Origin of the sequence: Pandoraea apista (assembly GCF_001465595.2) — a bacterium.
Taxonomy (GTDB): domain Bacteria; phylum Pseudomonadota; class Gammaproteobacteria; order Burkholderiales; family Burkholderiaceae; genus Pandoraea; species Pandoraea apista.
In genome coordinates this window covers 4,721,887-4,735,951 of the sequence record NZ_CP013481.2, presented here as the reverse complement: position 1 = coordinate 4,735,951, position 14,065 = coordinate 4,721,887, and the positions used below count along the sequence as shown (strand labels likewise).

General features: G+C 63.0%; 12 protein-coding genes. 4 read left to right on the top strand and 8 right to left on the bottom strand.

Annotated elements, in window-relative coordinates:
- Positions 1–17: 17 nt before the first annotated feature.
- The 5 genes from AT395_RS21385 to AT395_RS21365 all read right to left on the bottom strand — a co-directional run bounded on the left by AT395_RS21385 (position 18) and on the right by AT395_RS21365 (position 5,760).
- A complete protein-coding gene (locus AT395_RS21385) occupies positions 18–785 on the bottom strand; it encodes a TSUP family transporter (protein ID WP_042114505.1) in 768 nt (255 codons plus the stop codon).
- Positions 782–1,822 (bottom strand): phosphate acetyltransferase, encoded by a 1,041-nt coding sequence (gene pta, locus AT395_RS21380; protein WP_042114506.1) that lies wholly within the window; start codon positions 1,820–1,822, stop codon positions 782–784. Before pta ends, AT395_RS21385 begins: the two co-directional genes overlap by 4 nt.
- Positions 1,823–1,898: 76 nt before the next feature.
- Positions 1,899–3,731, bottom strand: a complete 1,833-nt coding sequence (gene xsc / locus AT395_RS21375) for a sulfoacetaldehyde acetyltransferase (RefSeq protein WP_172417152.1) — start codon at positions 3,729–3,731, stop codon at positions 1,899–1,901.
- 171 nt (positions 3,732–3,902) lie between these two features.
- Positions 3,903–4,292, bottom strand: a complete 390-nt coding sequence (locus AT395_RS21370) for a nuclear transport factor 2 family protein (RefSeq protein ID WP_048628682.1) — start codon at positions 4,290–4,292, stop codon at positions 3,903–3,905.
- Between the two features lie 34 nt (positions 4,293–4,326).
- Positions 4,327–5,760 carry an NAD(P)/FAD-dependent oxidoreductase gene (locus AT395_RS21365; protein ID WP_048628683.1) on the bottom strand — a complete coding sequence of 478 codons (1,434 nt, stop codon included), beginning with the start codon at positions 5,758–5,760 and terminating at the stop codon, positions 4,327–4,329.
- Between the two features lie 274 nt (positions 5,761–6,034).
- Here AT395_RS21365 and AT395_RS21360 point away from each other — a divergent pair, with 274 nt between their 5' ends.
- The 4 genes from AT395_RS21360 (at position 6,035) to AT395_RS21345 (ending at position 10,427) form a co-directional block, all read left to right on the top strand.
- Positions 6,035–6,235, top strand: coding sequence for a DUF3311 domain-containing protein (locus AT395_RS21360; protein WP_042114511.1), 201 nt, complete (start codon positions 6,035–6,037; stop codon positions 6,233–6,235).
- Between the two features lie 120 nt (positions 6,236–6,355).
- Positions 6,356–7,774, top strand: coding sequence for a sodium:solute symporter family protein (locus tag AT395_RS21355; protein WP_042114513.1), 1,419 nt, complete (start codon positions 6,356–6,358; stop codon positions 7,772–7,774).
- A gap of 2 nt (positions 7,775–7,776) precedes the next feature.
- Complete coding sequence (locus AT395_RS21350) at positions 7,777–9,444, top strand: amidohydrolase (protein ID WP_048628684.1); 1,668 nt, start codon at positions 7,777–7,779, stop codon at positions 9,442–9,444.
- A complete protein-coding gene (locus AT395_RS21345; RefSeq protein WP_042114516.1) occupies positions 9,441–10,427 on the top strand; it encodes a CobW family GTP-binding protein in 987 nt (328 codons plus the stop codon). Before AT395_RS21350 ends, AT395_RS21345 begins: the two co-directional genes overlap by 4 nt.
- A gap of 123 nt (positions 10,428–10,550) precedes the next feature.
- On the opposite strand, the gene AT395_RS21340 is transcribed toward AT395_RS21345, so the two are convergent.
- From AT395_RS21340 to AT395_RS21330, 3 genes are all read right to left on the bottom strand, one after another.
- Positions 10,551–11,954 carry an amino acid permease gene (locus AT395_RS21340; protein WP_048628685.1) on the bottom strand — a complete coding sequence of 468 codons (1,404 nt, stop codon included), beginning with the start codon at positions 11,952–11,954 and terminating at the stop codon, positions 10,551–10,553.
- 243 nt (positions 11,955–12,197) lie between these two features.
- The gene (locus AT395_RS21335) at positions 12,198–13,013 is read right to left on the bottom strand and encodes an ABC transporter permease subunit (protein ID WP_042117904.1); all 816 of its coding nucleotides are present in this window, start codon (positions 13,011–13,013) and stop codon (positions 12,198–12,200) included.
- 152 nt (positions 13,014–13,165) lie between these two features.
- Positions 13,166–13,990 carry a taurine ABC transporter ATP-binding protein gene (locus AT395_RS21330; RefSeq protein WP_042114519.1) on the bottom strand — a complete coding sequence of 275 codons (825 nt, stop codon included), beginning with the start codon at positions 13,988–13,990 and terminating at the stop codon, positions 13,166–13,168.
- Between the last annotated feature and the right edge of the window lie 75 nt (positions 13,991–14,065).

Below are 14,065 nucleotides of genomic sequence, written 5' to 3'. Positions count from 1 at the left end.
GCACGCGACGTTCCGTGTTACGCCATCTCCAGCACCGCACTCACCATCAGATGTGTGCCCAGCAAGATCAAGGTGAGGAAAGCGACCCGTCGCGTCGTTACGCTCGATAGCGGTGGCGGATGACGACGTGCCAGCAGTGTGGCGAACGCGACAACCGGCAATGCTATGGCGGCTTGCCACCCGATGGATGCAGGTAGCTGACCCGCGAAGGCGCTATAGACGGTGCGAACCGATGCCGTCACCGCGAACAGCAGGATCAACGCGCAGCGAATCTGCACCAGCGTAAGCGGCTGCCGGTAGAAATAGAAAATCAGCGGCGGACCGGAGATGCCGAACATGCCGCTGAGCAAGCCGCCGAAAATGCCGCTGAAGAAGAAACCTGTGTCTCCCGAGCGCTCTGCTTTGGGCGCAGGACGCAGGGCCGAACCGATACCGCCATACAGCACAACTGCACCGAGGAGAAGGTGCAACACGTTCGATGCCGTGCCGTTCAGATAATCGAAAAGCAACACGCCGACGACGACCGACGGCACGATGCCAAGCGTTGCGGCGCGCACTGCCCGCCAGTCGATGTGATGCAGCGTGCCGGGCAGCGCCAGCGCGCTATTCACCAGGGTGACCAGACTCACGAGGATGGCGACGCTCGCCACCGGCGCCAGTCCGAAACCACTGGCGCCGCCCAACACGATCATGCCTAGTCCGAACCCCGTCACCGTCTGGAAGTACGTGGCGAAGCCCAGCAGCAACATCAACGGAAGATAGGCCTGAATCGCGTGAAGCGTCATGGCCGGATGGCGAGCGGCGAGGTTCCGGTGAGCTTGGCGCGTGCGGCCTGCGCCTGCACGCAGGTCACGCCGATCACGTAATAGATGTCGTCGGCGCTGCAACCGCGAGACAAGTCGTTTGCCGGACGATTCAGCCCTTGCAGCAAGGGACCGATAGCCTTCGCGCCGCCGATGCGTTCGGCCAGCTTGTAGCCGATGTTGCCCGCATCGAGGTTGGGGAAGATCAGCGTGTTGGCATGCCCCTCGACCTGCGAGTGCACGACTTTGCGCTGCGAAATTTCGGAGACGATCGCCGCATCGAGCTGAACGTCGCCGTCGATGGCCAACTGCGGACGGGCTTCCTTCACGAGCCGCGTCGCTTCCACGACCTTGTCCACCGCGGCGTGTTTCGCGCTGCCGCTCGTGGAGAACGACAGCATTGCAACGCGCGGCGGCTCCATGAGCAAGGCGCTCGCGCTGTCGGCCGCAGCGAGTGCGATTTGCGCGAGTTGCGCGGCGTCGGGATCGACGACGAGGGCGCAGTCGGAGAAAATCAGGCCGCCCTTCATCGTATGGAACGGCTCGCAGAGCATCATCAGGAAAAAGCTCGATACGAGTTGGAACGATGGCTGTACGCCGATGATCTGTATGGCCATGCGCACCACATCGGCGGTGGTGTTGACAGCTCCTGCAACGGAGCCGTCGGCGTGACCGAGGCGCACCATCATGTTGGCGAAGCCCAGCGGCGAGCGCATTTCCTCGACGGCTTGCGCGCGAGTCATTCCCTTTTTTGCCCGCATGTTCTGCCACGTCTCGGCGAACGCGTCCGTCATGCCGGAGGTTGCCGGATCGATCAGTTCCATACCGGACAGATCGACGCGTGCCGCGTCGGCCGCACGTTGTGTCTTGCCGATGTCGCCGACGAATACGATGCGCGCGATCCCTTCGCGCGTGGCACGCGCGGCTGCGGTGAGCATCCGTTCGTCTTCCGATTCGCACAACACGATGCGCATCGGTGCGCGGCGCGCCGTATCGATGATGCGATTGATGGCTTTCATGATGTCGAGAGAATAAAAAAGCGCCCCCGGCACCCACAGAGCCGGGAGCGCTGTAACACGAATTACCTCGACTGCGTCAGACGTAGTCCTTGTACTTGTCGAGCATGCGCACCGGCTTCGACAGCGCGTCGCGGCGGAACGGATCGCCCAGCTCGCGGGTGCACATGATTTCGAGGATCGTCGTCTTGCCGTGGTTCATTTGCAGGTCGATGGCCTTCTTGAGCGCCGGGCCAACGTCTTCCAGACGATCGACCACAATGCCTTCGGCGCCCATCGCGCGGGCGATGTTGGCGAAGCTGGGGCTCTCGAGTTCACCGGCCACGAAGCGGCGGTTGTAGAAGTCCACCTGGTTCTTCTTCTCGGCACCCCATTGACGGTTGTGGAAGACCACGGCCGTGACCGGAATGTTGTGACGCACACAGGTGAGTGTTTCCATCAGGCTCATGCCCCAGGCGCCATCGCCGGCGTACGAGATGGCCGGACGGTGCGGTGCCGCAACCTTGGCGCCGATGATCGTCGGGAAGGCATAGCCGCAGTTGCCCCAGCTCATGGCGGCGAAGAAGCTGCGCGGCTTGTTGAAGCGCAGATAGCTGTTGGCTACCGAGTTGATGTTGCCGATGTCGGTCGAGACCATGACGTCTTCCGGCATCGCCTTCTCCAGTTCGCGCAGCACCTGACGCGGGTGCAAATACTCGCCGCCGTTGAAGGTGCGCTCGTGCTTCTGCTCTTCGATCATGTCGAGGCTGTACGGATCGCGCTCGTGGGTCCACTCGTCGAGTTCCTTCTCCCACGCCGCCTTCTCGGTGGCGATCTGGTCGGCCCGGGCGGCGCGCGTGGCGTCGCACACGAGCGTGCGCTCGGCCAGCCGTTGCGACAGCGCCACGGCAGCCGCTTTCGCGTCGCCGCAGATACCGACCGAGATCTTCTTCACGAGGCCGAGCATCTTGTGATCGGCATCGATCTGGATGATCTTGGCGTTCTTCGGCCAGTAATCCAGACCATGCTGCGGCAGCGTGCCGAACGGTCCGAGGCGCGAACCGAGGGCCACGACCACGTCGGCCTGTGCCAGCAGCTTCATCGCCGCCTTCGAGCCCTGATAGCCGAGCGGGCCGCACCACAGCGGATGGTTGGCCGGGAACGAGTCGTTATGCAGATAGCTGTTCACGACCGGTGCGCCCAGACGTTCGGCGAGCGCCTTGCACTCTTCGATGGCGTCGGCCATGACCACGCCGCCCCCCGAAATGATCACCGGGAACTTGGCCTGGGCGAGCAGCTCGGCCGCTTCGTTCAGGCGCTCTTCGCCGCCGGCGCCGCGGTCGAGACGCTGCGGACGCGGAATCTCGGTCTTGATCTGACCGTAGAAGTAATCGCGCGGAATATTGAGTTGCGTCGGCCCCATTTCGGCCATCGCACGATCGAAACAACGGCCGGTGAATTCCGCCATACGGGCCGGGTGCGTCACATGGCCCTGGTACTTCGTGAACTCCTGGAACATCGGCAACTGCTTCGCTTCCTGAAAGCCGCCAAGGCCAATGCCCATCGTGCCGGCTTCCGGCGTGACGATCACGACCGGGCTATGGGCCCAGTAAGCGGCGGCAATCGCCGTCACGCAGTTACTGATGCCGGGGCCGTTCTGACCGATCACGACACCATGACGGCCCGACACGCGAGCGTAGCCGTCGGCCATGTGACCCGCGCCTTGTTCATGCACCACCGGGATCAGACGAATGCCGGCCGGTGCGAAGATGTCCATTGCGTCCATGAAGGCCGAGCCCATGATGCCGAACATTTCGCTCACGCCATTGGCGACCATCGTTTCGACGAACGCTTCGGACGGCGTCATGGCCTGGGGGCCACCGTCGGCGGCAGTCAGTTGCTGGGTGGCCGTAGCCGGATCTTTGGCATTCATGGGTGTCTCCAGTGAAAAATAAACGGAACAAATAATTCCGATTTCGTTGATTATGTGGAAATCTAGGTGATCTGCTTGTCGTGGTCAATCAGTATTTTTATTATTTGGTACGTTTTGTATTGAAAAATGAAATATGCGCGACAAGGTCTTCGTACGACGTGGCGAGAGATGTCAGAACGCGGGGCGATCTTTGCGGAAGGCGTTCTTCACTTCGATCTTTCCGTCGCGCAGCGTGAAGACGTCGACCATGCGCGCTTCGACGCGGGTGCCGTCGGCCTTCGTGCCGCGAAAGGTCGACTCGGATACGCCGCGATTGCCGGCGACGAAATGCACGCCCTCGGTCCACGACGCATCGGGGAAGTTCTCCCATGCCGACTGAAACGCGGCGCGCACGGCCTCGCGTCCTTCGAAGGTGCGGCCCAGCATGTCGGGGCCGGCCACGGCGTGAAACACGCAAGCGTCCGTCATGCAGGCCATGAGGGCGTCGATGTCATGGCGATTCCAGGCGTCGTTGAAGGTCTTGAGCAACTGGATGTCGGCGGATTCGTTCTGAGTCGTCATTGCAGATTCCTGAAAAGACTGAGGTAAAGACGGGTCAACGCGCTTCGTCTTGCGCGTGATACCGCTGATAGAGGAAACGCTGGCCGATACGGCGGAACGGCGCGAAGCCTTGCCACTGCACCGTGCCGAAGACGTTCGGGTATTGCAGGGCCGAGTCGTAGATCGGCAGATCCCAGGAGGGGTCGCGTTGACCGGCAATGCGCTGGGCGAGGCGGCGGCCGGCATGTGCGGAGAACGACACACCGTTACCGCCATAGCCCACCGCATAGAAGAGGCTATGCCGCGGATCGGGTTGCGTGACGCGGGGCATCATGTCGTGACTTACGTCCACCCAGCCCCACCACGAGTAATCGACGCGAATGCCGCGCAACGCCGGGAACTTGCGATGCAGGCCTTCGACGAGCACCGCCATGTGTTTCGGATTTTGCGCATCGGCGCCGGTGATTGAACTGCGGCTGCCGATCTGCAAACGGTTATCCGGCAGCAGACGGTAGTAATAGCGCAGCGTGCGCGTATCGGTGATGACCTCATGCGTGCGGAAGTTCGTTGCCGCGATTTCGTCGGGCGTGAGCACGCGTGTGACGAGCGAGTTCGACAGAATCGGCATGATCTTCGCGCGCAACGCCTTGGTCACGTCGTTGCGCGTGTAACCGCCGGTGGCGAACGCAACGGCCCTGGCGCGAACCACACCGCGCGGCGTGCGCACGTGATGCACCCCGTTGATCGTCTCGACGTTCAGCACCGGCGTCGACGGATGCACACGAGCGCCGAGCGCGCGCGCCATGCGCAGATAGCCGAAGGCGAGTTTGAGCGGATGTACGCCGATGCCGTCGGGCTCGTGCATTGCGCCGCAGCTTTCCTGATCGTCGACGTATTGCTCGCTGACTTCGGCGCGCGAGAGGATACGTGTGTCGTAGCCGAAGACATCGCGCATGACCTTGGCTTCGTTGCGCAGGAATTCCATCTTGCGATCGCGGTGAGCGATGTAGAGATGGCCGCCGGGTTGCGGGTCGCACTCGGGCACTTCGGCGATAAGCGACTTGAATGTGTTGAAGCCTTCGCGGATTTCGGCGTCAAGGCGCAGGGCGGTTTCCTTGCCCCAGCGTGCGATCCATTGCGAGCGGTAGAGGCGTCCGCTGGCGTTCTGTCCCTGACCGCCGTTGCGGCTCGTGCATCCCCAGCAGGTGCGGTTGGCTTCGAGCACCATGGCGCGAATACCGTGTTCGCGAGCGAGGAATAGCGCGGTGGACAGACCGGTGAAGCCGGCGCCCACAATGACCACGTCGACATCGGCGTCGCCGGGCAGCGGGCCATCGTCTTCGGGCGGTTCGCCGGCGGTGGCGACCCAATAAGTTGGGGCGTAGTCCATGCCCAGACCGGGGCCGGACGAGACCAGGGGATCGTAAAGCGGATCGTATGGCGCAGCTTCGGAGCGACGATCCAGCGCGAAGGATTCAATCGTACCCACGTTAGGCTCCTGACGGAAATGAGCCAATACTGCCAAGAACATTTTCCCGGGATTAGTACCACCGCCGCTTTGTGATGGTGCCAGCGAAAAGCGGCGTCGCCGTAGCGTTTTCGCGCTTCGTGAAAGGCATTGCTGGCACCACACTTTTCTGTCATGTGGCTCTAAACGGTGCGAATTTTGGCTGTGGATACTGGGCCAGACATCGGGGCCCGTGCGTGCTCGGCCATAGCCGAGTACGCACGCCAAACCACGCCTCGCGTACCGGAGACAGCACATGCTCAGATTGTTGATTGGCCTTGGATTGCCGTATCTCGGCGTAGTGGGGTTGCTGCCGTGGGCGGCATCTGTCGAGCGCTATGTTCTCGGCGTGCCGTTCATCTACGGCTGGATCTTTCTGTGGTTCGTTCTCACGTCCGCGTGTCTGTGGCTGTGCTGGACACTGTTCGATCGCCACATCGCAGAAGACCCGGCGTGAGGGCGGTTCGCTTCGTCGAACCGTTGATCCCCGCATTTTTCTGACGGCTGGCAGATCGCGCCGTCATGCCCCGTTGGCGCGATACCGCGCTTCCGTACCGACTCTCCGGAGATTGCGTCGATGGCAACCCTCATCTTTGCCGGCTTCATTCTGTTCTCGGTCTATCTCGCCTTGCGAGCTCGCGGTGGACGCGGCCCGCAGAGCGTGCACGATTTCTTCGTCGCCTCGCGCCAGTTCGGCGCATGGCTGGTGTTCTTCCTCGCGGCGGGGGAGATCTACAGCATCGGCACGATGGTCGGCTTTCCCGGCGGTATCTATGCCAAGGGGCCGACGTATGGGGTGTGGTTTCTGGGTTACATCCTGCTGGCCTACCCGGTCGGGTATTTCCTCGGGCCGAAGATCTGGGATGCGGGCAAGCGCTACAACGCCATCACGTTGCCCGATCTTTTCAAGGGGCACTTCAATAACCGCTTTCTCGAACTGGTCGTCGCCATCACCGCCATCGTCTTTCTGCTGCCTTGGGGACAGTTGCAATTCACCGGGCTGGTAGCCGCGCTCAAGGGGCTGGGATGGAATTTCCAACCGCTGTGGCTCATCTCCTTCTCCGCGCTGCTGGCGTTTGTCTACATTGCGATCGCCGGCGTGCGTGCGTCGGCCTATATCGCCGTGCTCAAAGACATATTGATGGTCGCCGCGATTGTCATTACCGGCGTGGCGGTGGCGTGGGAGGCGGGTGTCGCACCCGTATTTCAGGCGGCGAGCCAGCATGTGAGCAACGCGATGAGCAGCTCGCAACTCACCTTCGCGATGACGACCATCGTGTTCCAGTCGCTCGGCATGTACGTCATGCCGTTCGGCGTGCAGAACTTCTTCACGGCGAAGAGCGCGGCGACCATCCGTCGCACGCAGATCGCCATGCCGCTGTATATGCTGATGTATCCGTTCCTCGTGCTGGCGTCGTACTACGCGATTAGCCGGAACATCACACTGGGGTCGCCGAACGAGGCGTTCTTCGCCGCCGTGACGCAACTGCTGCCGTCGTGGCTGGTGGGGCTCGTCGCGGCGGGGGCGGCGTTGTCCGGCTTGCTGGTGCTCGCCGGTATTTGCCTCGCGCTGGGTCCCATCGTCACGCGCAACATTCTGTCGGGCATGCCGGAACATCGCCAGAAGGCCAGCTCGAAGGTCGTTATCGTGCTGTATTTGCTGGGTTCCATCGTGCTGACGCTGCTCACGCCGAATCTCATGCTGACGTTGATCAACATGGCGTATTACGGGGTCACGCAATTCCTGCCCGGCGTGATCGCCGTGGTCTTCCGCCTGCGCGTGCGTGCCGCGGCGGTGGCGGCGGGTGTGCTCGCGGGACAGGGGCTGGCGCTCGTGTTGTACTTCAAGAGTCCCGACCTCGGTGGCGTCAACCTCGGGCTCATCTGCCTGGTCGTGAACGTCGTGGTCATGTCGATGCTGAACCTGCTCCTCGGCGGTAACCGCGAGCGCTCGATGAATGCCGGCGTGGGCACGCTTTCCCCTTACAAGAAGTAAAGATGACAGACAGAGACAACACCGTAGCCAGCCGCGACGACATTCGTGTGTACGTCGCACGCAAGATTCTCACCATGAACCCGGCCCAGCCGGTGGCCACGCATGTGGCCGTTTGCGACGGCCGTATTCTCGCCGTGGGCGGTCCGGACGACATGCGTCGCTGGACCGACGCGGCGCCGATAGCCACGTTGCGAGACAAAGTGCTGATGCCGGGGCTGGTAGAGGGACATTGCCATCTGATGGAAGGCGCAATGTGGGACGCCGTCTACGTCGGCTATTACGACCGTCGCGGCCCCGACGGGCATTTATGGGAGGGGCTGAAGACGCCCGGCGCGGTGCTGGATCGTTTGCGCGACGCGCAGCAGCGCATGACCGACGATCACAAGCCGCTGCTCGCCTGGGGCTATGACCCGATCTTCTTCGAGGGGGCGCCACTTGTCGCACGCGACATCGACGCGGTATCCATCACGCGGCCCATCGCCATCCTGCACGCGAGCGTGCATCTGATGAACGTGAATACGGCGATGCTCGAATTGGCGGGCATCGACGGCGATACCGACATCGAAGGTGTCGTCATGGGAGCGGATGGCGAGCCCACCGGCGAATTGCAGGAGTTCGCGGCGATGTTCCCGGTGTATCGGGTGATCGGCGAGGGCTTGTCGATTGCGGCGAGCGAGAGCGTTCGCGCGATCTGGAATTTCGGGCGGGTCGCGCAACTGGCCGGCGTGACGACGGCGACCGATCTCGTCAACGATCTGACGCCGTCGGGTAATGCGAACCTTCACGAAGTGACGCGCGATCCGACGTATCCGATTCGCATCGTGCCCGCGTTCGCGCCGCAGCGCTGCCCCGAGGGCGGCCCGCAACGCGTGCTGAGTGCGAGAGAGGGCAATACCGACAAGCTGCACTACGGACCGGTCAAATTCATCGTCGATGGCTCGATTCAGGGTTACACGGCGCGGCTGCGCTGGCCGGGGTATTTCAACGGCAAACCAAACGGCCTCTGGTTGATTCCGCCGTCGCAACTGGTCGAGACCTTCTTGCCGTTCCATGCGGCCGGCCTGCAACTGCATATCCACACGAACGGCGACGAGGCGACGGACGTTGTGCTCGACGCCATCGAAAAGCTGCTGGCGCTGCATCCGCGTGTGGACCATCGGCATACGTTGCAGCACTGCCAGATGGCCGACTCGGCGCAACTGACGCGTGCTCGACGGCTGGGCATGTGCGTGAATTTCTTCGCGAATCACGTCTATTACTGGGGCGATGCGCACTACCAGCGCACGATGGGCCCGGATCGCGCCAACCGGATGGACGCTGCCGAGATTGCCCGTCGAATCGACCTGCCGTTTGCCCTGCATTCCGACGCGCCGATCACACAGCTCAATCCTCTGTTCACCGCGTGGTGCGCGGCCAAACGGGAGACGTCGTCGGGCCGGGTGCTGGGTGAGTCGTTACGCCTGCCCGTGGCGGACGCCTTACGCGCGATCACGCTGGGCGCCGCGTTTTCACTCGGCATGGATCATCTGATCGGCAGTATCGAGGTCGGTAAATACGCCGATTTTGCCGTGCTCGACGCCGATCCGTTCGACGTGCCGTTAGACGACTTGCGCCAGATGCCGGTGTGGGGCACGGTGTTGGGAGGCGAAGTCTTCCGTGCACCCACATGAATACTGTGCAAGTTAGCCAAACCGCCGCGTCGAATACGGTCGTTGCGGCTGCCAGACCCCCGATCCCGATGGTCGTCCTCGGCGGCTATCTCGGGGCGGGCAAGACAACGCTCGTTAACGCGCTATTGCGCAACGCCGAAGGGCTTCGGGTAACGGTCCTCGTCAACGACTTCGGTTCGATCAACGTCGATGCCGCGCTGATCCGTGAGCGCGGCGACGACGTGATCGGGCTTGAGAACGGGTGCGTGTGTTGCACGATTGGCGGCCGTCTGGTCGAGACCCTGATTGCCCTTGGCGAGCGCGCCGAGCGGCCCGACTTGCTGGTTATCGAAGCGAGTGGCGTGTCCGACCCCTCACGCATTGCGCAAGTCGGCTTGCTCGACAGTGCCTTTCGATTGCACGGCATTGTGGTGGCAGTCGATGTCGAAGGCATCGAGGCGGCGCTGGACGACCGCTACGTTGGCGATATCGTTCAACGTCAGCTTATTGCGGCCAGCACGCTCGTGCTGACCAAGACCGATCTCGTCGACGAGGACAAGGTGGCGTCGGTCAGGCGTCGTCTGACGTCATTGGGGGCGACGCAGATCGTCGTGACGGCGTTGGAGGGGCGTGTGCCACCGGCCATTCTCTTTCCCGACGAAGCCATGCGAGTGCCGGGACTGCTCAGTACTCACCCGATGCGGCGGGCATCGCATGCATTGCCGCGCGGGCTGCGAAGCTTCAATGTCGAGGCCGGCGGCGTATTCGACCGTGCGCGTCTGAAAGCCGCACTCGCGCTCTTCCCCGAGAAGCTATTACGCGCCAAGGGGTTCGTCTCGCTGCGCGCCGGGCAGGTGAGCGAGCTACATGTCGTGGGCCGCCGGTCGATGCTCACGCGGCGCCCTGATCTGACGGCATCGTCTTCGACGATCGTACTGATTGGCATCTTCTCCGACGAGGACCAGCGGTTGTTGACGCAAGCGCTGGTTTCTGCGGTTCTCTGAGGCCATCGGCCACACACGCTTTCCTTCGTCTCCCCCGATCGTTGCACAACGCCAATAAAAGAAAAGGCCGGCGGCAGAATCTCTGCCGCCGGCCATGACTTCCGTATCGAAATCAGATCGCCATCAAATTTCGAAGCCGGGGTCCGGCGAGCGCAGCTTGCGCCAGATCGAACGCACGGTGAAGGCCACGAGCAGCACCGTCAGGCTGACGACGCCGAGTGCGAGCGGTGTGCGCTGATCGGGAATGAACGCCATGGCACCAACGATGGACAACATGCCGACGATCGCGACCCAGGTGAGATACGGATAACCCCACATCCGAACCTTCAGCTTGCCCGGCGCCTCACGTTCAAGCCGCTTGCGCAGCTTCAGTTGAGAGAACGCAATCAGCACGTACACGAAAATTGCGACCGTGCCGTAAGAGTTCACCAAAAAGGCAAATACCGTGTCGGGCGAAACGTAGGACATCACCACCGCGACATAACCGAACAGGGTGCCGACAAGAATCGCGCGCACCGGCACGCCGCGCGCGTTGAGCCTGGCCAGCGAGCGCGGCGCGTCGCCACGGCGCGTGAGTGCGAAGAGCATGCGCGACGAGGCGTACAAGCCCGAATTGAGCGCCGAGAGCACCGCTGTGAGCACGACCGCGTTCATGATGTGCGCGGCCGCAGGAATATGCATGGCCTCGAGCGCGCTCACGTACGGTGTGGCCATGCCTGCCGAATTCCAGGGCACGAGCATCACCACCAGCAGGATCGAGCCGATGTAGAAGAACAGAACTCGCCCGATGACCGAATTGGTCGCGCGTGCCACGGCTTGCTGCGGCTCTGCGGCTTCGGCGGCGGCGATCGTCACGATTTCCGCACCGAAGTAAAAGCCGGTGGCCGCGACCGCGCCCGCCATCACGGGGCCGATGCCGTTGGGCATGAAGCCGCCGTGCGATAGCAGATTGCCGGTACTCGCGACTGCACCGGGCCACATGCCGAACACAAAGAGCGCGCCGAGGAACAGAAACACGACGATCGCCGCAACCTTGATCGACGCAAACCAGAACTCGAACTCGCCATACGAGGCCACCGACACCAGATTGGTCAGCGTGAGCACGACGAGCAACACGAGACTGATAGCCCATGCGGGAATGTCGGGGAGCCAGAACTGAATCAGGTTGGCGCCCGCCACGGCTTCCACCGCGACCACGATCACCCAGAAATACCAATACATCCAGCCCGTGAGGAAGCCGGCCAGTTCGCCGCCGACCGGTTTGTCGTTCCAGGCGAGCCTCGCGTACTCGTAGAACGATCCGACGGCGGGCAGTGCACAGGCCATCTCGCCGAGCATGCGCATGACGAGCACCACGAGCGCGCCGGTAATGAGGAATGACAGCACTGCCGCCGGACCGGCCGCATGCACGACCACGCCGCTGCCGACGAAGAGCCCTGCGCCGATCACGCCACCCAGCGCGATCATGCTCATGTGCCGTTGCTTGAGGCTCGACTGCAAATGCGTGCCGCTGTCACGATTGGCCATGGCGACCTCCCGCGAGATGGCGCACGAGCGGCGCGACGTTAAGGGAGCGGCGAGGGGACCGGGGATAGTGAAAGAAACGGGGGGAAACGACAACAGCGACAGAATGCCGCTCGCGGGCAAGACGCCCGCTTTGCAATGTCTCGACTGCCACACAACCTCCTGAATGCCTTGTTTGACGGCAGGTGCGGCGGGGGGAGCCGCCCTGCGTCTCTTGTGATGACCAACGGACCTGCTGCGGCCTTGTCAGACCTTGCCTTTCCAGGGCACGAGTGCGCGCTCCAGATAGCGCATGATCAGATCGAAACCGAAGGCGAAGAAGCCGATCACGATGATCCCCATGATCACGATGTCCGACGCGAGAAACTCCGCCGCGTTGAGCACCATGAAACCGAGCCCGCTCGACGCCGCCACCATTTCGGCGGCGACCAGCGTGGTCCATCCCACACCGATGCCGATGCGCATGCCGGTGAAGATTTCCGGCAGCGCCGACTTCACGATGACGTGCATGACGATCTGGCGCGGCGAGGCGCCCATCGAATATGCCGCGTGAATCTGCTCCATCGACACCGAGCGCACACCCGCACGCGCCGCGATGGCGAGCGGGGCGAAGATCGCCAGATAGATCAGGAAGACTTTCGAAAACTCGCCGATGCCGAACCAGATGATCACCAGCGGCAGATAGGCAAGCGGGGGTAGCGGACGGTAGAACTCAATGGGCGGATCGAACACGCCACGCGCCACGCGCGACACCCCCATCAGAATGCCGACCGGGATGGCCGTGACGCACGCCAGCGCGAAGGCACCGAACACGCGATACAGACTGGCGAGCGTGTGTTGCCACAGCGTGGAGCCTGCGAAGCCCTCGGTCATGACTTGCATGAACTTCTCGACGATGGCGCGCGGCCCCGGCAGGAACAGCGGCTTGATCATGCCCGACGAGGTGATGGCGACCCAAAGCAGCAACAGCGCGATTACGGTCACGATGCTGATCGCGAGACTGGGCCCCTGGCCCGGGGCGCCGAACGATTCGCCTGCCTTGACCGGTCTGGGCGCGAACATGCGGGCAAACCAGCCGCGCTGGCGCGGCGCCCGGGGGGACGATGGCGCAGGGGCAGGGCGTTGCGTGCCGCTGCCGGCGGGTGTGCCGGTAGACGGCGCGTGAGGTGTGGTGACGGGTTTGGTCATCATGATGGCAACGTCTCCTGCGTCGATCAGGCGGCGACCGCGCCGGTACCGGACGTTGCCGTCTGGCCTGCACGTTCGTCGCCGTAGATGATGCTGAGCACGGTCTCTCGCATGGCGATGAAATCGGGGCTCGACTTGATGGCGCGCGCATCGCGGCATTCGAGATAGCGCTGATTGAAGTCGAGTTCGTAGGTGTGCGTGATCCGGCCCGGACGCGGTGACATCACGATCAGGCGGCTCGCGAGGAAGAGCGCCTCTTCCACGCTGTGCGTGATGAAGAAGATCATCTTGCCGGTTTCGCGCCACACGTCGAGCAGCAACTCCTGAATGGTTTCCCGGGTGAGCGCGTCGAGGGCGGCCATCGGTTCGTCCATGAGCAGCATCGACGGATTGCAGGTGAGGGCGCGCGCAATGCCCACACGCTGCTGCATGCCGCCGGAGAGCTGGTAAATCATGTGGTTGTGAAAGTCCTGCAGGCCGACGAGGGCAAGGTTGCGCGCAGCACGGGCGCGCCGCTCCGTCTTGGGAATGCCTTGCAGCTTCAATCCGAATTCGGTGTTCTCCATCACGTTGAGCCACGGCAGCAGCGCATGCTTCTGGAACACCACGCCGCGGTCGGCGCCGGGCCCCTCGATGGGGGTGCCGCCGAGCAGCAATTCGCCGGAAGTCGGTGCAATGAAGCCGGCCATCAGACTGAGCAGCGTGGTCTTGCCGCAACCCGAGGCGCCCAGCGCCACCACGAAATCGCCGGGGGCGATGCTCAGATCGACGTGAGCGAGCGCCTGCACCTGCTCGCCGGGACGCCGGCCGGGATACACGACGCTGACGTCGTTGACGATGAGTTGTTCCATGAAGCCCTTCTCCTGTCGATCCGGTGATCGGGGAGGGCGCCGGCGCCGGAGGCGTTCCGGTGCAAGCGCCCCGGT